The organism is Soonwooa sp. T0.1_25 (assembly GCF_057652215.1).
In genome coordinates, this window is sequence record NZ_JBYFBZ010000008.1 from 36,324 (window position 1) to 62,128 (window position 25,805).

General features: G+C 34.1%; 24 protein-coding genes. 15 read left to right on the forward strand and 9 right to left on the reverse strand.

The features are described 5' to 3' along the window. Positions 1 to 58 precede the first annotated feature (58 nt). From AC23MB_RS10835 to AC23MB_RS10845, 3 genes are all read left to right on the forward strand, one after another. Complete coding sequence (locus AC23MB_RS10835; protein WP_374330972.1) at positions 59 to 1,366, forward strand: DUF937 domain-containing protein; 1,308 nt, start codon at positions 59 to 61, stop codon at positions 1,364 to 1,366. Positions 1,367 to 1,471: 105 nt separating this feature from the next. Then, positions 1,472 to 2,806, forward strand: coding sequence for an Nramp family divalent metal transporter (locus tag AC23MB_RS10840; protein WP_313029760.1), 1,335 nt, complete (start codon positions 1,472 to 1,474; stop codon positions 2,804 to 2,806). A 105-nt stretch (positions 2,807 to 2,911) separates the two neighbouring features. Further along, positions 2,912 to 4,681, forward strand: coding sequence for an aminopeptidase P family protein (locus AC23MB_RS10845; RefSeq protein WP_313029761.1), 1,770 nt, complete (start codon positions 2,912 to 2,914; stop codon positions 4,679 to 4,681). A 94-nt stretch (positions 4,682 to 4,775) separates the two neighbouring features. Here AC23MB_RS10845 and AC23MB_RS10850 read toward each other — a convergent pair whose 3' ends face one another. Both AC23MB_RS10850 and AC23MB_RS10855 read right to left on the reverse strand, forming a co-directional pair. Further along, on the reverse strand, positions 4,776 to 5,996 hold the full coding sequence (locus tag AC23MB_RS10850; protein ID WP_313029762.1) for an S-adenosylmethionine:tRNA ribosyltransferase-isomerase: 1,221 nt from the start codon (positions 5,994 to 5,996) through the stop codon (positions 4,776 to 4,778). Between the two features lie 259 nt (positions 5,997 to 6,255). Next, on the reverse strand, positions 6,256 to 7,110 hold the full coding sequence (locus tag AC23MB_RS10855) for a GLPGLI family protein (RefSeq protein WP_487787237.1): 855 nt from the start codon (positions 7,108 to 7,110) through the stop codon (positions 6,256 to 6,258). 291 nt (positions 7,111 to 7,401) lie between these two features. On the opposite strand from AC23MB_RS10855, the gene mnmE reads away from it, so the two are divergent. The 9 genes from mnmE (at position 7,402) to AC23MB_RS10900 (ending at position 15,588) form a co-directional block, all read left to right on the forward strand. Further along, complete coding sequence (gene mnmE, locus AC23MB_RS10860; protein ID WP_487787238.1) at positions 7,402 to 8,913, forward strand: tRNA uridine-5-carboxymethylaminomethyl(34) synthesis GTPase MnmE; 1,512 nt, start codon at positions 7,402 to 7,404, stop codon at positions 8,911 to 8,913. A gap of 167 nt (positions 8,914 to 9,080) precedes the next feature. Continuing rightward, entirely contained in the window at positions 9,081 to 10,220 is a 1,140-nt protein-coding gene (locus AC23MB_RS10865) for a tyrosine-type recombinase/integrase (protein WP_487787239.1), read from the forward strand. A gap of 9 nt (positions 10,221 to 10,229) precedes the next feature. Next, positions 10,230 to 11,180, forward strand: a complete 951-nt coding sequence (locus AC23MB_RS10870; RefSeq protein WP_487787240.1) for a hypothetical protein — start codon at positions 10,230 to 10,232, stop codon at positions 11,178 to 11,180. A 101-nt stretch (positions 11,181 to 11,281) separates the two neighbouring features. Next, on the forward strand, positions 11,282 to 11,563 hold the full coding sequence (locus tag AC23MB_RS10875; RefSeq protein ID WP_487787241.1) for a helix-turn-helix transcriptional regulator: 282 nt from the start codon (positions 11,282 to 11,284) through the stop codon (positions 11,561 to 11,563). A gap of 7 nt (positions 11,564 to 11,570) precedes the next feature. Further along, positions 11,571 to 12,560, forward strand: coding sequence for a hypothetical protein (locus tag AC23MB_RS10880; RefSeq protein WP_487787242.1), 990 nt, complete (start codon positions 11,571 to 11,573; stop codon positions 12,558 to 12,560). Between the two features lie 375 nt (positions 12,561 to 12,935). Then, positions 12,936 to 13,754, forward strand: a complete 819-nt coding sequence (locus tag AC23MB_RS10885; protein WP_487787243.1) for a toprim domain-containing protein — start codon at positions 12,936 to 12,938, stop codon at positions 13,752 to 13,754. 132 nt (positions 13,755 to 13,886) lie between these two features. After that, positions 13,887 to 14,183, forward strand: coding sequence for a plasmid mobilization protein (locus AC23MB_RS10890; RefSeq protein ID WP_487787244.1), 297 nt, complete (start codon positions 13,887 to 13,889; stop codon positions 14,181 to 14,183). Between the two features lie 28 nt (positions 14,184 to 14,211). Further along, entirely contained in the window at positions 14,212 to 15,081 is an 870-nt protein-coding gene (locus AC23MB_RS10895; protein ID WP_487787245.1) for a relaxase/mobilization nuclease domain-containing protein, read from the forward strand. 12 nt (positions 15,082 to 15,093) lie between these two features. Then, a complete protein-coding gene (locus AC23MB_RS10900) occupies positions 15,094 to 15,588 on the forward strand; it encodes a hypothetical protein (RefSeq protein ID WP_487787246.1) in 495 nt (164 codons plus the stop codon). Here AC23MB_RS10900 and AC23MB_RS10905 read toward each other — a convergent pair. The 7 genes from AC23MB_RS10905 to AC23MB_RS10935 all read right to left on the reverse strand — a co-directional run bounded on the left by AC23MB_RS10905 (position 15,585) and on the right by AC23MB_RS10935 (position 21,917). After that, positions 15,585 to 16,169 carry a hypothetical protein gene (locus tag AC23MB_RS10905; protein WP_487787247.1) on the reverse strand — a complete coding sequence of 195 codons (585 nt, stop codon included), beginning with the start codon at positions 16,167 to 16,169 and terminating at the stop codon, positions 15,585 to 15,587. The genes AC23MB_RS10900 and AC23MB_RS10905 overlap by 4 nt on opposite strands. A 398-nt stretch (positions 16,170 to 16,567) precedes the next feature. Next, positions 16,568 to 18,838 (reverse strand): multicopper oxidase family protein, encoded by a 2,271-nt coding sequence (locus AC23MB_RS10910; protein ID WP_487787248.1) that lies wholly within the window; start codon positions 18,836 to 18,838, stop codon positions 16,568 to 16,570. Positions 18,839 to 18,861: 23 nt separating this feature from the next. After that, positions 18,862 to 19,311, reverse strand: a complete 450-nt coding sequence (locus AC23MB_RS10915) for a heme-binding domain-containing protein (RefSeq protein ID WP_069798645.1) — start codon at positions 19,309 to 19,311, stop codon at positions 18,862 to 18,864. A gap of 1 nt (position 19,312) precedes the next feature. Beyond that, the gene (locus tag AC23MB_RS10920; protein WP_487787249.1) at positions 19,313 to 19,975 is read right to left on the reverse strand and encodes a DUF3347 domain-containing protein; all 663 of its coding nucleotides are present in this window, start codon (positions 19,973 to 19,975) and stop codon (positions 19,313 to 19,315) included. 36 nt (positions 19,976 to 20,011) lie between these two features. Continuing rightward, positions 20,012 to 20,536 carry a DUF305 domain-containing protein gene (locus AC23MB_RS10925; RefSeq protein WP_419311148.1) on the reverse strand — a complete coding sequence of 175 codons (525 nt, stop codon included), beginning with the start codon at positions 20,534 to 20,536 and terminating at the stop codon, positions 20,012 to 20,014. A 12-nt stretch (positions 20,537 to 20,548) separates the two neighbouring features. Continuing rightward, complete coding sequence (locus AC23MB_RS10930; RefSeq protein ID WP_419311147.1) at positions 20,549 to 21,433, reverse strand: DUF3347 domain-containing protein; 885 nt, start codon at positions 21,431 to 21,433, stop codon at positions 20,549 to 20,551. A 94-nt stretch (positions 21,434 to 21,527) separates the two neighbouring features. After that, a complete protein-coding gene (locus AC23MB_RS10935; protein ID WP_419311146.1) occupies positions 21,528 to 21,917 on the reverse strand; it encodes a hypothetical protein in 390 nt (129 codons plus the stop codon). 418 nt (positions 21,918 to 22,335) lie between these two features. Between AC23MB_RS10935 and AC23MB_RS10940 the strand changes: the two genes are divergently transcribed. The 3 genes from AC23MB_RS10940 (at position 22,336) to AC23MB_RS10950 (ending at position 25,792) form a co-directional block, all read left to right on the forward strand. After that, a complete protein-coding gene (locus AC23MB_RS10940; RefSeq protein WP_487787250.1) occupies positions 22,336 to 22,959 on the forward strand; it encodes an SOS response-associated peptidase in 624 nt (207 codons plus the stop codon). 102 nt (positions 22,960 to 23,061) lie between these two features. Continuing rightward, entirely contained in the window at positions 23,062 to 24,621 is a 1,560-nt protein-coding gene (locus tag AC23MB_RS10945; protein ID WP_487787251.1) for a type I restriction-modification system subunit M, read from the forward strand. Next, positions 24,611 to 25,792, forward strand: coding sequence for a restriction endonuclease subunit S (locus AC23MB_RS10950; protein WP_487787252.1), 1,182 nt, complete (start codon positions 24,611 to 24,613; stop codon positions 25,790 to 25,792). The genes AC23MB_RS10945 and AC23MB_RS10950 overlap by 11 nt, the downstream gene beginning before the upstream one ends. The last annotated feature ends 13 nt before the right edge of the window (positions 25,793 to 25,805 follow it).

Consider the following 25,805-nt stretch of genomic DNA (forward strand, 5'->3'; position numbering starts at 1 on the left):
AGTTAACACATGGTGTAGTTTTTGATTGTCTTAGTATTATCAAAAAAAATAAACACTTATGGCAATTAACTTAATCGACGTGATCAAAGGACAACTTAGTCCAGAAATTGTATCACAAGTATCCACACATTTAGGAGAAAATAACTCTAATGTGTCAAATGCAATCAGTGCATTCTTACCAGCTATCATTGGCGGAATGGCAAATAATTCGGGAGACTCAACGCTTTTCACTACTCTGAAAAGTCTTGCGTCTTCCGATTTTGTTTCTCAGATGACGAGTGGTTCCGACAGCGTTGCTGGAACTATCAAGTCAATAATTTCTTTAATTTTTGGAGGAAAGGCAGATGCTTTGGTTAACACAGTATCTAATTTTGCTGGTGTTAGTCCAGCTTCTGGTCATCAATTATTAGATCTAGTAGGAGGGAGTAGTTTTGGATTTTTAGGTAAGTATATTACTGATAACAATCTAGATCAAAACCAATTCACTAATTTATTAAATGACCAAAAAGGCATTGTTTCGGGCTTATTACCAGCGGGTCTTAGTCTTGCAGGTTTAGGTCTTGGTGGCGCTGCAGCAGCTGCAACTCCGACTCCGACTCCAACAGTGGAAGTTCCGAAGCCAGTTGTTAATAAAGAGACAGAGTATGTTGACTCTGGCGCTCATGTTACCAGAAGCGGAAATGTACACACACCACCACCAAATGACAATGGAGGAGGAGGTTCTATCCTGAAATGGTTACTTCCATTATTACTTCTTTTATTAGCTGGTTGGTTCTTATGGAAACAATGTGGCAAAAAAGCGGATACTGTACCTGCTGGTACAACGGATAGTACTGCAATCATAACAGACACTGTTGCATCGAGTACAACAGTTGATTCTACTGCTAATGGTACAACCTTGAATAGAGAAAGTATGGTAGTAACTTTACCAAGTGGTAAAACTATTAATGCTTACAAAGGAGGTATCGAAGATCAAATCGTTACATTCTTAAAATCTGACGAGTACAAAAACGCAACAGAAGCGCAACTTAAAGACAAATGGTTTAATTTTGATAATTTAAATTTCGAATTTAATTCAACTAAATTAACACCAGAATCTCAAGTTCAGTTAGATAATTTGAAAGCTATTCTTGCTGAATTCCCAGCGGCTAACATCAAAATTGGTGCTTACACAGACAAAAAAGGAGATGCTGCAACTAACCTAAAATTATCTAAAGAAAGAGCTACAGCTGTTAAAACTGCTTTAGGTTCTGCTCAAGTTAAAGAAGCAGAGGGTTATGGTTCAGAGTTTGCAAAAGTTTCAGCTGATGCTTCAGACAAAGAAAGAGAGGCGGATAGAAAAACTGCAATTCGTTTTGTGAAGTAAATTATTAAAACTTTATAAGAAAAAAGCTACCAAAATTGGTAGCTTTTTTTGTGAAAATAAATTAATTATGTAATTTTGTTAGATTATTCTAACAAAATATTTTTAATGTTCAAAAAATCTAAAGAAGCTTGGCGAAGAGAGAAGCACCAACATTCTCTTCAAGAAGTATATTCATCAATAAAAGTTCCGCAGGATGCAGGTTTTTGGAAAAAGCTTTTGGCTTTTACAGGACCAGGGCTAATGATTGCTGTTGGTTATATGGATCCCGGAAATTGGGCTACTGATATCGAAGGTGGCGCAAGTTTCGGTTATACATTGTTATCAGTTATTTTGATTTCAAACCTTTTTGCGATCGTATTACAACACCTTTCTTTAAAGTTAGGGATCGTTGCAGAAAGAGATTTGGCGCAAGCTTGTCGCGATCATTTTAGTCCGCCAGTTAATTTTGCACTTTGGATTCTCTGCGAAATTGCGATTGCGGCTTGTGATCTGGCAGAAGTCATCGGTACGGCGATTGCGCTTAATTTGCTCTTTGGTATTCCGTTGACTTGGGGCGTCGTCATCACGGTTGTTGATGTTTTCATCATTTTATTTTTACAAGCCAAAGGTTTTCGGATTATAGAAAGTATTGTCGGTGGTTTAATCTTCATTATTTTAGGTTGTTTTATTTATGAATTAATCGTTAGTAAACCTGAGATTTTTCCAATTCTTCATGGTTTAGTTCCACAAAAAGAAGTAGTGACCAATCCGCACATGTTGTATATTGCCATCGGAATTCTTGGTGCGACTGTTATGCCGCACAACCTTTATCTACACAGCAGTATTGTCCAAACTAGAAATTATCCAAGAACTACAGAAGGCAAAAAAGAAGCGATTAAATTTGCGACCATTGATAGTAGCTTTTCTCTGATGTTGGCGTTTTTTATAAATGCTTCCATTTTGATTTTGTCAGCGGCGACTTTCCACACAAGTGGACATCATGGTGTTGCAGATATTCATGATGCGTATCAACTTTTGACACCGCTTTTAGGTACAACTTTCGCGAGTATTTTCTTTGGAGTTGCTTTATTGGCTTCTGGGCAAAATTCAACTTTGACAGGGACTTTAGCAGGTCAAATCGTTATGGAAGGTTTTCTAAATATTAGATTAAAACCTTGGGTTCGTCGTTTAATAACGCGACTTATTGCTGTTATTCCAGCCTTAATTGTAGCCATTCTTTATGGTGAAAGAGGAACGTCGCAACTGTTGGTTTTCAGCCAAATTATTTTGTCAATGCAACTGAGTTTTGCTGTTATTCCGTTAGTAATGTTCACAAATTCTAAATTAAAAATGGGACGTTTTGCTAACAAACCTTGGTTAAAAACTTTAGTAATTATCATCAGCGGAATTATCCTTGGATTAAATTCATATTTACTTTATTTGACGTTTACTGGTATATAAGATTTAAGAAGTTTGCATTAAAATTTAGGATTTTTATAAGATTTCAAAATTGGTCTAGTCCTTAATATTGACTAATTTTATCTCCTGAAATTTCCGAACCTTATTATGACAACACAAGATAAATTAGCAAAGCTTCGCGAAGCAATGCAAGCGCAAAATATAGATGCGTACATTATTTTTTCCGCAGATCCTCACATGAGCGAATATCTTCCTAACGAATGGAAGGAGAGAACCTGGTTAACCGGTTTTACTGGTTCGGCGGGTTTTGCGGTCGTTACTAAAGACAGAGCTGGCGTTTGGACTGATGGTCGTTATTTTGTTCAGGCTAACGCAGAACTAAAAGATTCGACAATTGATTTGATGAAAGAAGGAGTGGAAGGAACGCCACAATTTGTAGATTGGATTATTTCTGAAATTCCAAAAGCTGGAAAGGTTGCCGTTAACGCAATTGCAACGTCTAACGCTAACTGGGAATTGGTCGAAAATCAATTGAAGAAAGCTGATATTAGTTTAGTAGATTTAGCTTTATTAAATGACATCTGGACAGATAGAGGAACGCCTTCTAAAAATGAAGTTTTTGTGCATCCTGTTGAACGCGCTGGCAAATCGGTAACTGATAAGCTTTCGGATATCCGTCAAAAAATGGACGAAATGGGAGCAACTGCGCATATTATTTCAAGTTTGGACGATGTCGCTTGGACGCTTAATCTACGAGGAAGCGACGTGCAATCTAACCCAGTATTTTTAGGCTACATTTATTTATCTCGTGACGAAGCAATTTTGTTTGTGGATCTAGATAAACTTAATAAAGAAGCTAAAAATCTAATGGATGCATCTAATGTTAAAATGATGCCTTATGCCGATTTTTATTCATTTTTAAAATCGATAAAGAATCAAAAAGTTTTGGTTTCACCAAATACCAATCAAGCCATTATTCATACTTTGGTTAATGATAATACATTGTTAAAAGCTGCGGTTCCGGGTAATCTTATGAAAGCTCAAAAGAACGAAGCAGAGTTGGCTGGTCTCAGAACGGTGATGGAGCGCGATGGTGTTGGGATGGTGAAATTCCTATATTGGTTGACACACAATGTTGGTAAAGAATCGATGACAGAATATTCGATTGGACTTAAATTAAGAGAATTCCGTGCAAGTCTTGATAATTTTGTTGGCGAAAGTTTTGGAAGTATCGTTGGATACGAAGGCAACGCCGCGTTACCACATTATTCTGCCAAGAAAGAGGGAAGTTCTGATGTTACTAATAAAGGAATTATCCTTGTAGATTCTGGAGGTCAATATCTGGAAGGGACAACCGATATTACAAGGACTTTAGCGATTGGCGAAGTTTCGGAGCAGTTCAAAATAGATTCGACTTTGGTGTTACAAGGTATGATCCGATTATCGATGGTTAAATTCCCGAAAGGAACTCGTGGTGTACAATTGGACGCAATTGCGAGACTTCCGTTGTGGATGGCTGGCAAAGATTATGCGCACGGCACTGGTCACGGTGTTGGCAGTTTTATGAACGTACACGAAGGACCACAAAATATACGTAAAGATCTAAATCCGCAAGAATTACTTCCAGGAATGGTGGTTTCTAACGAGCCAGGTTTCTATTTGGAAAACAAATACGGAATTCGTCACGAGAATCTTCTTGTGGTTAAAGAAGTTGAAACAACAGATTTCGGAACTTTCTATGATTTTGAAACTTTGACGTTCTGCCCATTCTTCAAAGATACCATTGTGAAAGATATGCTTTCGCAAGCTGAAATCGATTGGTTAAATGCTTATCACAAACAGTGTGAAGAAAAAATTGGTCCACATCTAGATGGTGAAATCAAAGAATGGTTCTTAGATTTGGTTAGTCCTTTGTAAATATTAAATATTATTAAATAAAAATAATAATCCTCGTCAGTTAGCCTGCGAGGATTTTTTTATGGGATTAAATGAGCTTCATTTTTAAAATAAATTATGGTAGCAATAGACTACCGTCACCGTAACTTAAAAATCTAAAATTATTCTTCAACGCATAATCATAAAGTTCATGCCATTTTTCACCAATTAATGCCGAAACTAGCAATAACAATGTAGACTGCGGTTGATGAAAGTTGGTGATAAGACCTTTTGCAATTCGGAAAGTGTAGCTTGGTGCAATAATAATTTCTGTCTCTACAGAAATATGGCTTTGCTCATCTTCTTTAACCCAATTAATTAATGCTGAAATAGCAACCTCAGCAGAATTAATAGTTTCGGTTTCGTATGGTTCCCATTGTGTAACTTTTAGATTTTCAAAAAGAATATTCGGATTGTTGGCCACTTTATTTCCCATCCAAAAAATGCTTTCGACAGTTCGCATGGATGTTGTACCAACAGGAATAATGGGACGATTAATATTTTCTAAAAGATGTTCTAAAAAATCAATGCTAATATTCATACATTCAGAATGCATGATGTGTTCGTCCATTGTTTCAGATTTCACAGGTTTGAAGGTTCCTGCGCCGATATGCAAAGTTGTGAAAAGTGTTTCGATGCCTTTACTATGAAGATCATCCAAAATCCTTTTTGTGAAATGCAAGCCCGCTGTTGGTGCCGCAACAGATCCGTCATGTTCGGAGTAAACAGTTTGGTAAGTTTCTTCATCGGTTTTGTCCGCAACTCGTTTAATATAGGGTGGAAGCGGAGTAACACCTGCAGCATTAACCACATCCGCAAACGGAATTTCTTCTGGTGACCACGATAATTTTACCACATAAGAATCGGGAAGTTTTTCAATAATCTCAGCAGTAAGTTCTACATTTTTATTATCAATTTCTAAAATTTTAGTAAGCTTTGGTGTTCTCCATTTTGCAACTTTCCCAATAAGGCAAGTCCAAAGCACGCTTCCCTGTTTCTGAAAATAATCTTCGTAATTGACGTTTTCGCCATAGGGTTCTAGGCAAAAAACCTCGATGGTTGCGCCAGTTTCGTTCGTGAAAAACAATCTAGACTTTATAACTTTGGTATCGTTAAAAACCAAAACTGCATCATTTGACAAATAATCTGATATATGTTGATAAATATCGGTTGAGATGTCGTTGTTTTTGTAAACTAAAAGCTTGGACGAATCTCTAGGATTTGCGGGATTGTAAGCGATATTTTCGTTGGGTAAATCGTAAGTAAAATTTTCGATTTTCAGTTCTCGTGGATGCATTATGCAAATTTGTGAAAAGTTTTAAAAATACACAAGGCGATAGGTTTTAGTTGTTGGTTTTAGTGTTTGTAAAGATATTGGATGATTATTTTTCCAGTTAGTAGTCTTAGCCCTGATGGAGCGGCATGTTGGAGCTCGTTATGTAAGCGACGGGATAGGTGAGGGCACATAACAGCGACTAGCGACAGCAGGTTCTCGGCTTCTAAGTCAAGCTATTTTCAAAATTCTTTAAAATTATACTTTTAAAAAGAATGAATAATTATTTATAAAGCGCAACTTCGATAAAATTATTATTTTTCTTAAAACTTTCGGCAGCACGTTCCTCTTTTCCTTTTATTAAATCCTGTTTTGACATTGGACTTCCATTGTTTGCATTGTAAAATAAAGTCTCCGACATTTGGGACGAACTGTGTATTAATTTGATGTTTTTTGCGGGATCTTTTTTGTATTCGTTCCAAAGAAAATTAAATTTTTGTTTGGTAACAAAGATGTCTTTCATTTTAGAATCCATAAGACCTTGCTCGTGCTCAATTTTTTGATTACCCACAAATCTGAATTGATGATCTCCTTTGTCATCTTCGATTGTTAAGATTAATCCGGGTAAACCACAAAATTTATAAGGTCCATCTTGGATTTGGATATCATTAGTGAACCAAGCAATCCAGTTACGACCTCCGAAAGTTGTCGTCGCTTTTTGAACTTTGAATTTCTCAATTGTTTTTGTCTCGGATAAAACTGTCCATTTTATTTTGTCCAATTCTTTAATCGCCAAATTTGTTGCATTAAGCATGGTATGATGGACTGTCTCGAAGCTTGGATAGACTTTTGAAATTCGGAAATGAACTTTTGACTGTTTTATTTTTCGCATGTCCAAAACCATAGATTTAGTTGCATTAGCTTTTTCAAATTCTTCTTTAAAAAGTGAATCGCGTGCAATAAGTAATGCACTATAAAAGTAAGATCCATCTTTGCCAATATCAAGCTTCATTAATTCTTTTTCTACGTTATCGCGATTTAAAGAATCCATTCTGAAGCTGTATTCGTAAACAAATCTTTGATTTTGAGAACTTACAAATATGGATAGTAATAAGAAAATAGAGGTTAATATTCTCATTTAATTTATTAGATTTTTGTTGAAGCGAAAATACATTTTTTTCAACAAGTATTTTTCTTATTTATTAATTCTCATGTCGGCTTGTTGTTACGATGACATAAAAATATAATATCATTGGTAAAAATTATGCATTATCAGGTAAGACTTTTTTTTAAATTATTCTTCTGGAGATAATTCAGCATAAGCAAACATATTAAAAAATCATTGACCGAAGTGTGATGAAAAGAGATATAACGGAAAGCAGATTCGCGAGTGCTATAATTTTGAGTGAAAAAGGCGTAAATTTGCAGTATGAATCATGACACTATCTGCGCATTAGCCACAGCAAACGGCGTTGGCGCCATTGGAATTATCAGAGTTTCGGGCGAAAAATCTTTTGAAATTGTGAATAAAGTTTTTGAATGTAAAAACCTTGAAAAAGTGAAGTCGCATACGGTGCATTATGGGTTTATTGTGGATGGGGAGACTCGAGATGTGAGACATGAGACTGAGAGAATAGAGGAAAGAGAAAAGAAACAAGTTTTAATTGAAGATGCTTCGACTCCGCTCAGTATGACAGCTGACAACCGACAACTAGCAACCAACAACATAGAAGTTATTGATGAGGTGATGGTTTCGGTGTTCCATGCGCCGAAGACCTTTACAACGGAAAACTCTGTGGAGATTTCGTTTCATGGTTCGCCGCATATTGGTGCGAAGATTCTGGAAGTTTTGATTAAAAATGGAGCTCGAATGGCGAAAGCTGGTGAGTTTACGATGCGTGCCTTTATGAACGGACGTATTGATCTTTCGCAAGCCGAATCTATTGCCGACTTGATTGCTTCTGAAAATGAAGCCTCTCGAAAAGTAGCATTAAACCAATTGAAAGGTGGGATTTCCCAAGAGATTTCGGTGCTGCGAGGCGACTTATTAAATTTTACTTCACTTATTGAATTGGAATTGGATTTTGCTGAGGAAGATGTGGAATTCGCTGATAGAAAGGCTTTAGTAGGCTTGATTAAACGAATACAAGCTAAATTGAAATCATTAATCGACAGTTTCCAATACGGAAATGCCATTAAGAACGGTACTGCTGTGGCAATTATTGGGAAACCCAACGCCGGGAAATCGACTTTATTAAATACCTTACTGAAAGAAGAGCGTGCGATAGTAAGTAATATTGCGGGAACGACGCGTGATACCATAGAAGAAATTCTTCATATAAAAGGTCATGCTTTTCGATTGATAGACACCGCGGGATTGCGTGATACGGAAGACGAGATTGAAGCGATAGGTGTGCAAAAAGCCCGTGAAAAGGTTAGTCAAGCCGAGATATTGGTGTATCTAGCTGCCGCTAATTCTGAAGATTTTTCAGAGGATATTCGCATGGTTCAGTCGTTGGTTCGAGAGGATTTGGAATTGATTATCTGTTTAACAAAAATAGATGAAGTCGTTCCAACAGCTTTCGATACAATTGAAAATCAGTTCCGCGATGCTTTGCATACACCATTTGACTTTATTAAGATTTCTGCGATTGAAAACCGTAATATTCAGGAATTAAAGAATGAACTTTCTTCCTATGTTGAAAACTTAAAAGCTCAAGAAGGTGGCGTGGTGATTACTAATCAGCGTCACTATGAGGCTTTGCAGAAGTCATTGTATTCGGTAACACAGGTTGAAGAAGCTGTTTCACAAAACATAACCACCGAACTTTTAGCTTATGAACTTCGCAATGCTTTGGAGCATCTTGGGGAGATTTCTGGGGAGTTTACAAATGATGAGGTTTTAGGGAATATTTTTTCTAAGTTTTGTATCGGGAAATAAATTAGTTTTCCTTTAGTTTCTTTTGAATTCTTTTGTTTGATTTACAGTAATTTATAGAAATTTTATTTTCGTTTATAAGACTTTGTTTGTACTTTTGTTACCAAATATGTACTACTTTAAATTGTGATTACTATTAAAGTAGTACAAAATAGTACAAATGCAAACTTATGAAAATCTCAATTAATAAAAGAAAATTGAAAGATGGAAGAATAAGCCTTTCCATTGAATACTATCGTGGATCAGAAATTAATGCTGAAGGTAAAAGAAGACATCTACGCAGTTTTGTGAACCTAGATACCTATCTTTTTTCAGATCCCAAAAATCCAGCTGAGAAAAAGCACAATAAAGAGGGACTTACTTTTGCTGAAAGTGTGCTAGCAATAAAAAAAGCGGAGTATGTACAAGGTAAGTTTGACTTAAAAAATACAACGAAATCTAAACGTACTTTCTTAGCCTTCTTCGAAGGATTAACTGATGAAAAACAGAAACAAGATTCTTCCAACAATTATGGTAATTGGTTTTCTACGTTCCAACATTTGAAAAAAATAGTTTCACCTAATTTTGCTTTTGAGGAAATTGACGAAAATTTTATCAAGCGAGTGAAAAATTATTTTGAAAATGAAGCTTTAACTAAAAGCAATCTTCCATTATCACAAAATTCGAAATATTCCTACTTCAATAAATTTAAAGCGTCCATCCGAAAGGCCTTTGAAGATGGTTATCTCACGGTTAATTATGCCTCTAAAGTAAAATCTTTTGAACAAGCTGAAAGTCAAAGAGAATATTTAACTTTTGATGAACTTCAAGCTTTAGCGAAGTCGGACTGTAAATATCCAATATTAAAATCTGCCTTTCTTTTTTCTTGTTTGTCTGGTCTTCGTTGGTCTGATATAAATACATTGGTGTGGAGTGAAGTTCGAGATGAAGGAGATTTTACCAAAGTTAATTTTCGACAAGAAAAAACTGATGGAGTTGAGTATTTATATATTTCAAAACAAGCGAGGGAATTGCTTGGAGAACGACAAAATCCTCAAGATCGAGTTTTTAAAGGTTTGAAATACGGAATGACTTACAATACTGAATTAGTTCGCTGGTGTAATAGAGCTGGCGTTCCTAAACATATTACTTTTCACTCTGCAAGGCATACCAATGCTGTTTTATTATTAGAAAATGGAGCTGATATTTATACAGTTTCGAAAAGATTGGGACATAGAGAGATTAGAACCACTGCTATTTATGCAAAAATTGTAGATGCAAAAATGAAAGAAGCAGCGGAAATGATACCGGAATTGAATATTAACCTTTAAAACACTTATATGATGGAAACAATTTTTTGGGGAAATAGAAAAAGGATGAATATAAAATATTTTTTACTTACAATACTTCTTCTAGTTTTAAATTATGTAAATATTTCTTTTTGTGAAAGTTTCAATTTTTTCATTCCGTTAATATGGATTAGTTTAATTTTAGTAGGATTTATTTTTATTTGGAAAAGTTTACAAGTGTTTACAGGGGATAATTTCATTGCAAACTTTAATTCAAATTTTAAGAGACTTAAACTTCTAATGTATGTTTTAATAATAGTCTTAATGATAATGTCTCTTTTATTAATTGGCGAAAAAAGAATTTTCATGTTAGGTTATGATCTGCTCTTTTTACAAAGAACGATTGCTCTGGTCTTGTTTATAGTTACTATAATGAATTTGGAAGTAATCAGAAAAGTTGACGAGATAAAGTTTGATGAAATTCAAGAGGTAATAATTAAACCAAATATAGAATTTCACATTCCTTTTAAACTACAAGGAAATTCAATTGATTTTCAAAACATAACCAATAGCGGAAAAGTGATTTATAATAAAATTAAAATTGATAACTCATATGATTATCAAATAGTGGCTCAAAAATTATTCGCTCATCAATATGTCAAAACTGAAGATGGATTAGAGCAATCAACGATAAGAAATTTTTTGAATTTTACGCGAGGATGTAGATTAGACCAGAAGTTAATTTGGTTAGATACGAATCCGACAGGAACAAAAGAATCTACATATACCTGCTTAGTTTTATTAATGAAAAATATTATTTGTGAGTACAAAAAATCTAGAAGTGAATTTATAACAAATAGATTAGTGAATACTTTTACAATGCGAGATTTCGATATTAATTGTCGTAGTATAAATACAGCTTTTTCAGAGGAAAGGATTCCTAAAAAGAATACACAACGAGTTGAATTGATAATAAAATTATTGTCTGAATCAAAAAAATAGACTGAAAAGTAGTCTTAAAGTCTATTTAAATGCGTTAGCCTGTTGATTAACAGTATACTATATCATTTACTTTGCTGCATAATTCTAAGTATAGCAAAGCAATGGAAAATGAAATTATCCTTCACAAACTGAACCGAATCGAGAAACATATTTTCGGTTTAAAATCTATTTTGAATGTAGAAGAGTTGGCAGAATATACAGGTTTTAAAAAATCGTATATATACAAACTTGTGCATGAAAATTTGATACCCTTTAGTAAACCTAATGGTAAAGTTTTATTTTTTGAAAGAAAAAAAATCGACGAATTTTTACTTCAAAATGCAAGTAAATCTAAAGATGAAATTTCGAAAGAAGCTATAGAATTCTCTTTAGGCAAAAAATGATTAGGACATGCAGGTCAAGAAATCATTTACACCTACCAAAAGGAAGAAAGTTCTAATTTCTAAGGATTTTCGAGAGGTATTAATAAAGCAGGAAACATCAATCATAGAACAACGCATTATTGTTACTATTCTTTCATCAATCAAGGAAGAACAATCCCATTTTATTCCAGTTAAGCAGCCACATGAATCATTGAATGGTAAACAATTATCTTTCGACGATTACTTTGATGGGTGGGCTAATCAAGGCACTGTAAATTTCGTACTGCCACTTTCTGATTTGAATCCAAATCGAAAAATGAAAAATTTGGTGATTAAGAATGCACTAATCAATATGACCAATATCAATTGGCTTCAATTGAAAGATGAATCCATTAATGGTTATAAAGCGGTTCCGTTCATTTTGGAGCCCAGTTGGAATCGCACACACATATTTTTTAAGATGGATAAAGCCGTTTTGCAGCATTTGATGAATATGAGTCCATATTTTTCATTGCATCGAAATTTACCCTATCAAATTTCGTCTAATAACACACTTCGCTTTTTGATGTGGATACTGAAATTTAGAAAGTTTGGAGGAGTACAGATGGAATATAGTGATATTTTAAGAGAATTGTCTATTCATCGAGAAAAATATGAAAGTAGGTCGAAATTCGAACGTGATTTTTTACAAATTATTAAAGCCGATTTGGATGGTTTCAATGACATTAGTTTCAATTATAGTTTTGATGGATTCAAATATTCGTTTGTTATGTATGATACTGTTAAATCAGTTGGAAAGAATGAAAAATTCATTTCAATAAACGATTTACAGGTTGATAGATCACTAAAATATTTGAGAAAGAAAAGAAAGCTCACTGAAAGTCATTTAAGGGTCATTAGAAAACTTTATGATCTTCGAGGATACGAAATCTTATCGAAGAGATTAAAAGGGAAAATTGAGCCTGAAAAAGTAGGTGAAGATTTTATAAAAGCTGTTTTGGAACTTCTTGAAAAATAAAGTGGACTTTATCTCCCGAAAAGTGGATTTTATCTCCCAAAAAGTGGGTTTTATCTCCTAAAAAGTGGGTTTTATCTCCCGAAAAGTGGGTTTTATCTCCTGAAAAGTGGATTTTATCTCCCATCTTTTAATTTTCAAATCTTCTGTAATGTCCTATTTATGCTGGTTTGCGAGAATTACGAAAATGCCCCCTTAATTATATTAATAATATTAATTATTATAATATTTATTAATTAAATAATAAATGTGGATAAAAAATTGGAAAAAATACAAATAAATAGCATTGGTAATCAATTTGTTACAATTTGTTTTTTCCGTGAAAAAGTGGGTTTTATCTCCCAAATAATGATTTTTTGCTTTTGAAAAGAAAAAAAAATGAACGCTGAAAAATTCAATCAAGTTAAAATTGAGGAATTTTTGTATGTTTTAGGGCATTTTCCCGCAAAAATTTCTGGTGATGATGTTTGGTTTTTCAATCCTTTTGGCTTGGAGACCAATAGTTCATTTAAAATTTCACGGTCAAAAAATAAATGGTATTTATTTTCTGAAGGAGTTGGTGGAAATTGTGTTGATTTTGTCCAAAAATATTTGAATTGTAGAATTAGTGAGGTCTTGAGTTGGGCAGATCAGCAAAATTTTTCTTCTTTTCACCAGCAAAATTTAATTGCTGAAAGAAGGAATTATGAAATTACCGAAGTGTCAGAACTCCAAAATTGGAATTTAAAACAATACTTGAATCAAAGGGGTTTGAGCAGTAAAGTTTACCCTTATGTTCGAGAAGTGAAGTTTACAATGAACCAAAAGAAATTGTACGCTATTGGTTTTGAAAATTGTTCACATGGGTGGGAACTTCGAAATTCATTTTATAAAGGCTCGCTTCTGAAAAAAGACATTTCATTAATTCAGAATTTAGGAAAGGAAGTATTGGTTTTTGAAGGTTTTATTGATGCACTTTCTTTTATTGAAATCACTGAAAATATTGATAGCGATTTGTTGATTTTAAATTCTGTTTCTATGGTAAAAATTGCTGTCGAAAAGCTAAAAAATTACGACAATGTTGTATTGTTTCTTGACAATGATGAAAGCGGAAGACAAACTAAAAAATTCATTGAGACTAAAGTTGAGAATGTAGAAGATGGTTCAATGTTATATAAAGATTTCAAAGATTTTAGTGAGTTTGTAGAGCAAAGATGAGCGTGGTAATTAAGCGAGATGTGTCTTCGTGGCCACAAATCTTTCAGATTTGCAGCACACTCAAACAATCCCGCTTTTTCTCCCGAAGGTCGAAAAGGAAATCGCCTTCAGCGATTAAATAAAATTTCAAGTATGAAAAATCAATTTATAAAATTTAGAGTTTCAGGAATTGAAAAACGAATTATTGAAAAAAAATCCGAACGAGCTGGACTTTCAGTTTCAGAATTTGTTCGTCGTTTAACTTTTGAAAAAGAACTAAAAAATAGGCTTTCTGAAGATGAAATTGAATGTTATAAAAACCTATCAAAATATGCAGACAATTTTAGACGGATATCGAATCTTATTAAACTTGGCGATGTTACAGGAATGAAACAAGAAACACTTGAAGCTTCGAGATTGATTAGGGAACATTTGAAGAAATTTCAGTGATATTTTATGGACGGAAAAAAACAAAGAAATGATAGGAATGGCTCAATCTTGTCAAGGTGGTTCTGCATTGGCTAATTACGTGATGCAAGACGAAAAAGGATATGAACTTTGTCGAAATGGTTTGTGTGGAGAGCAGCCTTCGGAGATACTTAAAGAGATGAAAATTATTCAGGATTTAAATCAAAACGCACAAAAAAAGACTTTATCATTGGTTATCTCACCAGAAAAAGAAGAAGGAAAAAAACTAACAAATAAAGAACTTCGGGAAATCACCAATGATTTTATGAAAAAATTAGGCATTGATCCTGAAAAGCAACAATACATTGCTTTTGTTCATACTGAAAAAGACCATAAACACATCCACATTATTGCCAACAGGGTACAGGATAATGGGAAGTTGATTGCCGATAATCATATTGGAAAAAAAGCGCAATGGGCGGGACATGAAGTGGCTAAAGAACGAGGTTTAATATCAGCAAAAGAAAAAATGATTTCAAAATTGCAATCTATCGAAAGACAAACGGATTTAGATAGAGCAATAAAAAATGAAATTGTCAAAAAGCACGAATTTGTGATGAAGAAAGTTCCAGAATCTATGGAATCTTACATGAAACAAATGAAAGAATTAGGCGTGAAAGTAACTCCCACGATCAACAAACAAGGACAGGTTCAAGGTCATCGAATGTTAGATTTAGCTACTGGGAAAGCCTTTAAAGCAAGTGAAGTTCATCGAAATCTTGGATTGAAGAATATTATGGCAAAAGGAGTTCCTTTCAAAAATTCTTCGATTTCATTTACTAAACCACTAGAAATTACTCAAAATTTAGCATTAAATATTGCATCAAAAATTGCAACTAATTTGATAAAGAAAGTTATAACGCAAGGAATGAGTTATTAATAAATTCGAATTATGAAAGCAACACCTAAATTACAAGACACTTTAGAAGTTTTCTTGGAACAAATTGAAGAGATTAAAGTTTTGATATCTGAGACAAAAAATATTGCTCCAGAATTAAACGTTAAAATAGAAAGCTTGAAACAAATTAAGATCGAGCCTAATCTAGATCAGTTGAAATTAACAAGCAATACTATTAAAACTGATTTATCAAAGGAAATTAGTCGCTTGGAGATTTTGTTTCAAAAAAACTATCAAAAGCTTGAAGAAATACAATCAAAGAAAAAGGAAGGTTTGTCAAACTATTTTTTCTATTTGTTAGTGGCTTTTGTTATCACTTGTGGATCAATATTTTTCGGTATAAATGGACAAAATTCAAAATCTAAAATTCAAGATGATCTAGCAAAAGTAAAATCATACAATAAAGCTTTAGAAGAATACATAAAGGAGTCCAAACAGATAGATAAATACAATAAATGGCTGGATGGAAAGAATACTAAGAATAACTAATCTATTTCCTCAAATTTTTGATATAAAATATTGATCACCTTATTGTGATTATATTCTCCAATATATCGACCAACTAAATTTTGATACTGTTCTTCAGTAATAAAATCAGAATCAGTGGGAATTTTATTAAAAATATCAAAAAATTGCATGCACAAATAATCTCGTATTTCTTCAGGTAATTTCTTTTCCCAAACCATTTCCATCATAATTTCAGCATCTCTTATTTGCGGATTGACTGCTTTTTTACTTTTTGTACTTTCAAGCATGCTAAAAATATTGATGCATACTCGGAAATTACTAAATCCATAACAATTCATTAGATCAACACGATCATTATATTGTAGCTTTTTGAGATATTCATCCAGCCTCTCATGACAATAAGCGGTGATAATTTCGCTCCTTTCATTTCCAATTTCAGAATCTAAAGATTGAAAAAAATCCAATAAATTTTTATGAATTGGAACTTCTGTTTTGTTTATCAAAAACTTGGGATTCTGAATTTTTCCAAACAGAATAAGATTAATAAATTTTTGCAAAACCAAATGATAACTTTCGGTTTGCAGGCTGGTTGCTACATTCATGTCTTTGGATGAAAATACCAGTTCCTGTATCCTCTTTTTTAAAATGAAAAGCGTGGAACTGCAGCTCAATCTATACAAGAGGTACTAGGATACCCACAGCCAAATATATTGCCACAGCCCACGCCGTATAATAATACGGCGTAAGGCTATCGAACTTTGGCTGTTTAGAAGATTCCTAGTTTTCTTGTACCAATACGATAGCTTACGCTTTACGTTGATTTTATTTTTTCTAAAGCAAAGATTAGTTTTTAATTGGTGTTTTGGTTGTTTCAAAATGGCTTCAAACCAAAAATGGGGCAAAATGTTCACTTTAGATTAAATAATGTGAATATTTCCAAAACTAAATAAGCCGATTCTTATTAAGAATCGGCGTAAAATAATAGTTGTATTTATACTAATCAATACGTCAGCGCAATTCCTGCACCCCAACCCATATCGCTATCGTAGTGAGTACGAATGCCAATGTTTTTATTGATAATATACCTAAGCTCTGCCATATACTCAAAATCTGTATTGACCATAAAACCACCTCTTAATCTTTTTGAAATCGGAATGTCTTCACGCATTAATGACAGGCGTACAATACCATCGTGATAGACTTCTGCCTGAAAGTTTACCAACATTGGCAAAGTATACATAAAACCTAAACTGATGGCTGTGCGTGTGTCTTTTTCATTTTTCTGTCCGAATAAATTTGTTTCGTGTTCATCTATACCCATTTTACGGTAACGCCAGTCAAAACCTATAAAAGGCATAAACCATTGCATTTTTCCGATGTATCTTCCTAAATGTGTTTCTACTTCATAACCGTGCATATCATTGTAGCCTAAACGCCATTCTGTACCTAAACTCCACCGTGCATTTTGAAGCATCGCTTCTCCATCGTTACCATTGGTTGCAAAATCATTCTGTGCCATAAAGTGTGGCATATTGCTTTCTCTCTGCAATTTATTGTAGGCTTGTTTTTTGTTGGGTAAGTATGGATTTTTATAGTCGTCAACAGCAAAAACCCTGTTCATACCCGACATCATATGGTAAAGTATATGACAGTGGAAAAACCAATCTCCCTCTTCATTTGCTAAAAATTCGATGGTGTCTGTTTCCATTGGCATTATATCCAAAACATTTTTGAGTGGTGATTTTTCTCCTTTTCCATTAATCACTCTAAAATCAAAACCGTGCAAGTGCATTGGGTGGCGCATCATTGAATTATTGTGAATAGTAATTCGTAGAATTTCTCCTTTTTTTACGGGTATTTTATCGGTTTCAGAAAGTATTTTATTATCCATGCTCCACACATAGCGGTTCATATTTCCGGTAAGGGTAAATTTCAATTCTTTTACTGGCGCATCTTTAGGAAGTTCCGTATTGGAAGGAGATTGTAGCATTGCATAATTCAGCGTTTTGATTTCTCCCAAAGCATTTGCATTGTAACGGTTGGGATCATTTTCCATATTCATATTGTGCCCGCTATGGTCTTCTTTTGGTTTTGCCTCTCCAGTAATTTCAGGATACATTACCACGTTCATATCCATTTGGTTCAGGCTCATTTTCATTCCCATATCGTCCAAATCTCCATTCATCTTCATCATATCGTTCATCATCTTCATCCCTTCAAAATATTTTAATTTAGGAAGTGGAGATATTAATTGTTTGATGCCATTGCCCACAAAATAGCTTGCGGATTGTGTTCGGTCTTCAGTAGTAGCTAGAAACTCATAAGCAACACCATCTTCAGGAATTGTTACTACAATATCGTAAGTTTCAGAAACTGCAATGATTAATCTATCTACTTCCACAGGCTCTACATCATTACCGTCATTGGCAACTACGGTTATTTTACCGCCTGCATACCGCAACCAAAAATAGGATGAAGCTCCACCGTTTGATATTCGCAATCGTACTTTATCGCCTGCTTTTAGCGTTTTGCCGTCAACAGTTTTTAAATCGGTAGTATACTTTCCGTTGATTAAAATTTTATCGTAATAAACATCGCTTACATCCATTGCCAGCATACGTTTCCATTCGTTCTTTATTTTTGTTTTAAAATGTCCTTCTCTAATGGCTTCTGCGTAAGACTGTGTTGCATTTTTTTTAATAGCGGCCCAATCGTTGGCATTATGCAGCATCCTGTTAATGTTGTCGGGGTTAAGATTTGTCCACTCACTTAAAATGATGGGTACAGTCGGCAAATCGTCAATTCCTTTTCTAAAGGTTTTATCATCATCCTTTTTCTTCATTATAAAACTACCATACATCCCAATTTGCTCCTGCAAACCAGAATGTGAGTGATACCAATGCGTTCCGTGTTGGATAATTGGGAAACGATAGGTATACGTTGTGCCTGCCTTAATAGGTTTTTGTGTAAGCCAGGGCACACCATCTTCTTTGTTGGGCAGGAACACTCCGTGCCAATGCAATGAGGTACTTTCTTTTAATTGGTTATGTACAACAATTTCTGCAGTATCACCTTCTGTGAATGTAAGCGTTGGCATTGGTATTTGACCATTTACGGAAATGGCTCTTTTTTCTTTGCCTGCGTAGTTGACAAGCGTATCTTTTACATACAACTCGTAACGAACTACTTTTTGTGCAAAGAGAGATTGCGAACATAACAGTATAAAAACTGCTTGCAGCAACCTGATCGTAATATTTTTAGGTATATTCATTTTGATATTTTTTTTCTTGAAACTTACTCCTGCTCTTTTAACCAATTGGTTAATACTTTGATTTGCTCATCATTCAGTTTTGTATTTTTATGCATCATTGTATATGATGATAAGGGCATTTGTTTAGTTTCGATTTGTTCTTTAATTGAGTTTAATAATCTTTCCTGCTTCCTATTTGAGTATGTATCCCATTCGTTGAAATTCAAATCCTCTTTTGCGTTTTTGATGTGATTTTCTACTAATGCTCTCATAGGTTGCACATAGTCGTACCAAACATAATTAGTATTGTTACTATGACAATCGTAGCAAGAGGTTTGAAACATCGCTTTTACTTGAACAGGCATTTTATAGGCTTGGGTAAAATCGGTTGTGTAAACCTGCCCTTTATCTACATTAAGGGCAGGCTGATAAAATTGTATTCCAATAAAAATAAACAGCACTATTGCCAATATTATCTTTAATACTTTCTTCATTTTAGAACTCTTTTTTTACAGAGCCACAGGTAAGCATCTTACCACCATAGTATGGGTTTTTGATAGCTTTAGCTTCGCTAATCCAAACAGCACCTTTACCATCGTTATACATTGGACAATGGTCTTGATATAATTTTTGTGTAGTTCCAAATAATACTATAAGATCGGAAACATCTTTACTTAATGATGCTAAATGTTCTCTTTGATGGTCTATTTTGCCTGCATTATCGCCAATGTGTTCTGCATTTTCCTTAGCATTTTCGAAAATATCCATAAACTCCTTATACTTGTTTGCAGCTATGGTTTTCATATCCACCTTGCTTAAAGTAGCAAAAAGTTGTTTTCCTGCATTAGCAGCTGCTTTGTCATTATCTGCAACGAGTGTATTTTTTAAAACCAGATAATCTTTTACAATTGGTTCAATAGAGAAGTTTTGTGCCTGCTCTTTTACAGCGGATTTTTCCACCTTTTGAGATAGTGTATCTCTTGAAGTAACGGCAGCTGTTGTATCATTTTGTGTTGCTGCTGACAAATCTTGGGTTTCAGTTATGGCTGTGTTATCATTAGTTTGCTGGTTGTTATTTTTATTTGAAGATTGATTGCAGGAAACTGTTACTACTGTTACTGTTGCCAATGTTATGATGGAGAAAAAAATATTTTTCATTGTAATGTTATTTAAAGTTATTAAAGAATGATTTTTTTACTTATTGGTTTCAAATTCTTTCAGCTTTCGCTTCATAAATTCTATTTCTTCTGCTTGGGTTTTGAGTATGTTTTTTTGCAACTGTATCAGTTCGGGGTCAGTAAGGTTTGCTTTTTCAGACATTAGTACTGCCGCTGCGTGGTGTGGAATCATACCTTTTACAAATTCCTTATCCCCAACGAATAATTGCTCTCGAATACCCAACCACGACAAGATACCTATTGCAGCAGAAATTATTATAATGCCCCAATTGATTTTCTTATTTTCATACATACTCTTCATTATCCATAATTCTATGATCAACATTGCAGAAACCATTAGCAAGGTCATATATAAATTATTAATGTTGGGGATAAGATTATTTAAACCATCAATCATAGCATACATTATAAAATACATTGCTGCGAACATTATAACCGACATAATTGCAAAGCGTTTGTACATTGCTAAAGAATGTTTACCGCTATGTCCTTCATTTTTGGGATTATGATACATTTCGTAATTGCTTTCCATATTTTCCATAATAAAGGGCTTTTATTTGTTGTCAATTGTCTCCTGTGTGCTACCGCATGTAAGCATTTTAGAACCATAATAAGGGTTTTTAATAGCTTCTTCTTTGCTTAACCAATTTGCACCCTTGCCACTGTTGTACATTGGGCAATGCTGATAATAAACAGGTGTTTCTTGTTTTGACACCTTGGTTAATTCATACATATTTTTAGAAAGTAAGGCAAAAGTTTCTCTTTGTTTTGAAACCTCTTTAGCTGTAGCAATTTTTTCTGCATTTGCTGTTAAATCCTTCATTACTTTCATCCAAACGGTATGTTCTTCAGTAGAAAGCTTTGTCATCTCTACAGCTTTTATTGCCTTTACCAATTCAGCAGCTTTTGCAGAAGAGATAGCAACATCGGTTTTTACCAAAGCATCTTTTACTGAGAAATAGTTATCGAAAACAGCTTTCAGTTGTGGAGCATTTTGGGTAGCTACCATATTTGTGGCAGACATTTCTTTAGGCTTGTGATTGGCGTGTTCAGCTTTCATATCCATACCTGAATCTTTGGTTGTGGCAACTGGCTTTAGTTCCCTGTTATATTGGCAACAGCCGGATAATTTTGCGTATACATCATCCGGAGCTAAATATTTCTCACTGTCATAACCAGCTAAGGCAATGCGTTTCAATATTTCGTCCTGATTTGTTTTTTTACTATCGTAGTTGAGTGTAGCCATCTTGGTATCTTTATTCCAATCTACTGTGGCTACATTTTTTACATTTCCTGCTTTTTCAATGGTCGTTTTACACATTTCACAGTTACCATATATTTTTACAGTTTCTGATTTCACATTTTTAATTTGGGCAAAACTGTTTACGGATGATAGTAATACGGTGATTACCATCAATATTTTTGATATTGATTTCATTTTGAAATTTTTTTAAATTATTAAGGAATAAAAAGTTTTACGAAAACTGATATTAGTTTTCGACAAAACATAAGTATGGCTAACAAGCCATCCTCTAACCTATTTTAGGCGGTTGCCAAATGGAAGAAAAGCCTGAAGAATAGTAGGATTGATTGAAACCGAACTTTTGTTGTTTAATTTCAGCAAATCGGATTTCTGTTTTTAAATCTATCGGTATCGGTAAGCCAAATGATGTTGATGAAGCACTGCATCTACAAGAACTGTGTTTGCACCCATCATTACAATTATTATGGTGTTTATCTTTTTTACAAGACTGCATTTTGCAACAATCTTTTTTTTGTGCTTTAGATGATGGGTCGTTTGAGTAAGATCTTATTTCTGTATTTGCTGTTTTTTCGGTACAGGCATAGCTTTTACTTGGCAATAACAAAAAGCTAATGCATAGCAAGATAACAAAGCTGATATGTTTACGCAAATCTTTCAACGCTACAAATTTACAATATATTTATAATTTTTATCTTAATTTTAAATACATTTTTACTTTTTGTACTGTATTTTTAGAACAATCAGTTAATTTGGCTATTTCAATTATAATTGGAGGATTTTTTTTGTTCAAATAATTAACAACACTATCTCTTTATCTCAAATAAACTTTCCGAAATTGAACAGAAGGAGAAAATACAAGAGAATATAGAATTAATGAAAAATAGCTCTATAATGACTTGGCAGCATGTTAATATGCATGGGGAGTATGATTTTGTAATTGATATTGACAAACCACCATTCGATATGGTTAAGATTAACTCATTAAATATTAATTGATTATGGCTTGAAATGAACATTTTGTCCAATTTTTTGGTTTGAACCCAAAATGTGTAATTTAGGCTTGAAAAATTTCAATCATGTGCAACTATATTTCACTCCTTTCAGAAGCTCAAGAACTTGAAGAATACTTCGGTGCAAAATACGAAGGCAAACCTTACCATAGAGAATTCCGCATCAATGGATTTGCTAATCCTGTTGTTCCTATTATTATGGATGAAGAGCCTTCTGTAATCACTTCAGCAGAATGGGGACTCATTCCATCTTGGTCTAAAAATCGTGATTTTCAGAAGAAAACCCTGAACGCCAGAATTGAAACTGCGGAAACTTTAGCCAGTTATAAAAACTCCAGCGATAAAAGATGCTTGATTCTCGTAAATGGTTTTCACGAATGGAAATGGTTGGATGAAAAAGGCAAAAACAAAGAACAATATTTGATAAAAGTTGCCAATCAGCCCATTTTTGGAATCGGTGGTTTGTACAATGTCTGGAAAGATCCCGAATCAGGAAAATCCATCAATACAGTTACGATTGTCACCACAGAAGCGAATGAATTGATGCACGAAATTCATAATACAAAACACAGAATGCCCATTCTTCTCACGAAACAAAACCAATATCGATGGTTGGATGATTTACCATTGGATGATTTTGCTTTTCCTAATTATGATCTGAAGTTGGAAGCGAGTGTTGTTGAAAAGTAAACGATGATTTTCTTTCCTGTTCTTTGATTTCTTTTATTAATTATAGAAACAAATTTTCAATGTTTTTTCCTTATTTTTGAAAGATTACGATTTTATAAAAATATGGCGAAAAAGCTACCTACGAAAAGCACAGAAGAAATCCTTTGGGATTCCGCAAATAAATTACGTGGTTCTGTAGAACCTTCAGAATACAAGCATGTTGTACTGAGTTTAATCTTCTTGAAATTTGCGAGTGATAAATTCATCAAACGTAGAGAAGAATTGATTGCAGAAGGTAAACAAGCCTTCTTAGAAATCCCCGAATTTTATCAGGCAGAAAATGTATTTTATCTTCCCGAAGAATCGCGATGGACATACATTATCGAAAATGCCAAACAAGAAGACATTACCCTAAAAGTAGATACCGCACTTAAAACCATAGAACGTACGAACAAATCCTTAGAAGGTGCGTTACCTGACAATTATTTCTCTCGTTTAGGATTGGATCAATCTAAATTTTCGGCATTGTTGGATACCATCAACAATATCGATACGCTAAAAGACGAAGCGCAAGACATTGTGGGCCGTGTGTACGAATATTTCTTGAGCAAGTTTGCGATTGCCGAAGGAAAAGGGAAAGGAGAATTCTATACGCCGAAGTCCATTGTAAATTTGATTGCCGAAATGATTGAACCCTACAAAGGAAAAATCTATGATCCTTCTTGTGGTTCGGGTGGTATGTTTGTGCAGTCGTTGAAGTTTATTGAAAAACACCAAGGCAACAAAAAAGACATTTCCATTTACGGACAAGAATTAACGAATACCACGTTTAAACTGGCAAAAATGAACTTGGCCATTCGTGGGATTTCTGCCAATTTAGGAAATAAAGCCGCCGATACTTTTGGTGACGATCAGCACAAAGAACTGAAAGCAGATTACATCATGGCGAATCCTCCGTTCAACTTAAAAGATTGGCGCGCTGAAAACGAATTAACGGACGATCCGCGTTGGACGGGTTACGAAGTGCCTCCAAAATCCAATGCCAACTATGCGTGGATTTTGAACATGATTTCGAAATTGTCGCAAAATGGTGTGGCTGGTTTTATCTTAGCCAATGGTGCCCTTTCGGGTGGTGGTGAGGAATACAAAATCCGTAAACAAATTATAGAAAACGACTTGGTAGAAGCGATTGTGATTTTACCAAGAGCGATGTTTTACTCTACAGATATTTCGGTAACACTTTGGATTTTGAACCGTAACAAAGCAGTACGCACCGTAGAAGTAAACGATGGGGCTAAAAACTATCGTAACCGTGAAGGTGAAGTGTTGTTTATGGATTTACGCCAAAAAGGTGAACCGTTTGAAAAGAAATTCATTCAGTTTTCGGAACAAGATATTGAGCAAATTGCAGCCACCTATCATAACTGGCAACAAAAAGAGGTAGAAACCACTTATGCGAACGAACCCGAGTATTGTTACAGTGCAACCTTAGATGAAATTCGTAAGAAAGATTATTCGTTGGTGCCAAGTAAATACATTGAGTTTTTAAACCGTGACGAAAATATCGATTACGATACGCAAATGCAAACGTTGCAAACCGAATTACAAGACTTGTTTCAGCAAGAAGAAGTCTTGAAACAGGAAGTAGCTAACGTGTTTAAATCGCTGGGCTATGAGTTATAAAAAGTTGGGTGATTATATTCAAGTAGTTGATGATAGAAATAAAGAATTACTTGATTTACCATTACTAGGTGTTTCTGTCCAAAAAGTATTTATTCCATCTATTGCAAATACAGTTGGAACAGATATGAGTAAGTATAAAATTTTGTCTAGAAATCAATTTACATATATTCCCGATACATCTAGAAGAGGAGATAAAATTGGTGTTGCATTACTAAAATTATACGATAGAGCTTTAGTTTCTCAAGCATATACAACTTTTAAAATTATTGATGAAAATCTATTAAATCCAGATTATTTAATGATGTGGTTTACACGTCCTGAATTTGATCGTTATGCACGTTATCATTCGATAGGAAGTGTTCGTGAAGTTTTTGATATGGATGAGATGAATGATGTAGAATTACCCATTCCATCCATCGAAAAACAACTCGAGATTGTAGCCCAATACCAAGCGGTAGAAAAGAAAATACAAGTCAATGAACAAATCTGCGAGAAGTTAGAAGCCACTGCTCAAGCGTTATACAAGCAATGGTTTGTTGATTTTGAATTTCCTAACGAAGAAGGACAACCTTATAAATCTTCAGGCGGTGCAATGGTTTTTAATGAAGAATTAGAAAAGGAAATTCCTGAGGGTTGGGAGGTGAAGAGTTTATCAGATATTTCTAAGATTACAATGGGACAATCTCCAGAAGGAGAAAATTATAATGACAAAGGTAATGGTAAAATATTTTATCAAGGAAGAACTGATTTTGGTTTTAGAATTCCTGAAGTTAGAATATTTACAACTTTATCAAAGAAAAATGCAAAGAAAGGAGATGTTTTAATGTCTGTAAGAGCTCCAGTAGGTGATTTAAATATTGCTGATAGTGATTGTAGTATCGGACGTGGTATTGCTGCACTTTCTTCAAGAGAATCATCATATTTATTTTACTTAATGAAAAGCTTTAAATATCATTTTGAATTAAGTGATGGTACTGGAACTATATTTAGTTCTATAAATAAAGATGAATTGTTTAATCTAAAAGTGATTTACAACGATAATTATAGCAAAGATTTTCATGAGAAAATGAATCACATTGATGATGAAATTATATTAATATCAAACCAAAACCAAAAACTCTCACAACTTCAATCGTTGTTGCTGAGCCGCTTGGCAACGTTGGAGGGGTAAAGAAAAACTAAAC

What these genes read in the sequence shown, in the direction of transcription:
- AC23MB_RS10880 (WP_487787242.1), top strand. Translation starts at nt 11,571, where the DNA reads ATGCAGGTCAAGAAATCATTTACACCTACCAAAAGGAAGAAAGTTCTA.
- AC23MB_RS10840 (WP_313029760.1), top strand. Translation starts at nt 1,472, where the DNA reads ATGTTCAAAAAATCTAAAGAAGCTTGGCGAAGAGAGAAGCACCAACAT.
- mnmE (WP_487787238.1), top strand. Translation starts at nt 7,402, where the DNA reads ATGAATCATGACACTATCTGCGCATTAGCCACAGCAAACGGCGTTGGC.
- AC23MB_RS10950 (WP_487787252.1), top strand. Translation starts at nt 24,611, where the DNA reads ATGAGTTATAAAAAGTTGGGTGATTATATTCAAGTAGTTGATGATAGA.
- AC23MB_RS10885 (WP_487787243.1), top strand. Translation starts at nt 12,936, where the DNA reads ATGAACGCTGAAAAATTCAATCAAGTTAAAATTGAGGAATTTTTGTAT.
- AC23MB_RS10920 (WP_487787249.1), bottom strand. Translation starts at nt 19,975, where the DNA reads ATGAAAAATATTTTTTTCTCCATCATAACATTGGCAACAGTAACAGTA.
- AC23MB_RS10845 (WP_313029761.1), top strand. Translation starts at nt 2,912, where the DNA reads ATGACAACACAAGATAAATTAGCAAAGCTTCGCGAAGCAATGCAAGCG.
- AC23MB_RS10865 (WP_487787239.1), top strand. Translation starts at nt 9,081, where the DNA reads ATGAAAATCTCAATTAATAAAAGAAAATTGAAAGATGGAAGAATAAGC.
- AC23MB_RS10875 (WP_487787241.1), top strand. Translation starts at nt 11,282, where the DNA reads ATGGAAAATGAAATTATCCTTCACAAACTGAACCGAATCGAGAAACAT.
- AC23MB_RS10835 (WP_374330972.1), top strand. Translation starts at nt 59, where the DNA reads ATGGCAATTAACTTAATCGACGTGATCAAAGGACAACTTAGTCCAGAA.
- AC23MB_RS10910 (WP_487787248.1), bottom strand. Translation starts at nt 18,838, where the DNA reads ATGAATATACCTAAAAATATTACGATCAGGTTGCTGCAAGCAGTTTTT.
- AC23MB_RS10850 (WP_313029762.1), bottom strand. Translation starts at nt 5,996, where the DNA reads ATGCATCCACGAGAACTGAAAATCGAAAATTTTACTTACGATTTACCC.
- AC23MB_RS10905 (WP_487787247.1), bottom strand. Translation starts at nt 16,169, where the DNA reads ATGAATGTAGCAACCAGCCTGCAAACCGAAAGTTATCATTTGGTTTTG.
- AC23MB_RS10870 (WP_487787240.1), top strand. Translation starts at nt 10,230, where the DNA reads ATGATGGAAACAATTTTTTGGGGAAATAGAAAAAGGATGAATATAAAA.
- AC23MB_RS10900 (WP_487787246.1), top strand. Translation starts at nt 15,094, where the DNA reads ATGAAAGCAACACCTAAATTACAAGACACTTTAGAAGTTTTCTTGGAA.
- AC23MB_RS10915 (WP_069798645.1), bottom strand. Translation starts at nt 19,311, where the DNA reads ATGAAGAAAGTATTAAAGATAATATTGGCAATAGTGCTGTTTATTTTT.
- AC23MB_RS10855 (WP_487787237.1), bottom strand. Translation starts at nt 7,110, where the DNA reads ATGAGAATATTAACCTCTATTTTCTTATTACTATCCATATTTGTAAGT.
- AC23MB_RS10895 (WP_487787245.1), top strand. Translation starts at nt 14,212, where the DNA reads ATGATAGGAATGGCTCAATCTTGTCAAGGTGGTTCTGCATTGGCTAAT.
- AC23MB_RS10940 (WP_487787250.1), top strand. Translation starts at nt 22,336, where the DNA reads ATGTGCAACTATATTTCACTCCTTTCAGAAGCTCAAGAACTTGAAGAA.
- AC23MB_RS10890 (WP_487787244.1), top strand. Translation starts at nt 13,887, where the DNA reads ATGAAAAATCAATTTATAAAATTTAGAGTTTCAGGAATTGAAAAACGA.
- AC23MB_RS10930 (WP_419311147.1), bottom strand. Translation starts at nt 21,433, where the DNA reads ATGAAATCAATATCAAAAATATTGATGGTAATCACCGTATTACTATCA.
- AC23MB_RS10945 (WP_487787251.1), top strand. Translation starts at nt 23,062, where the DNA reads ATGGCGAAAAAGCTACCTACGAAAAGCACAGAAGAAATCCTTTGGGAT.
- AC23MB_RS10925 (WP_419311148.1), bottom strand. Translation starts at nt 20,536, where the DNA reads ATGGAAAATATGGAAAGCAATTACGAAATGTATCATAATCCCAAAAAT.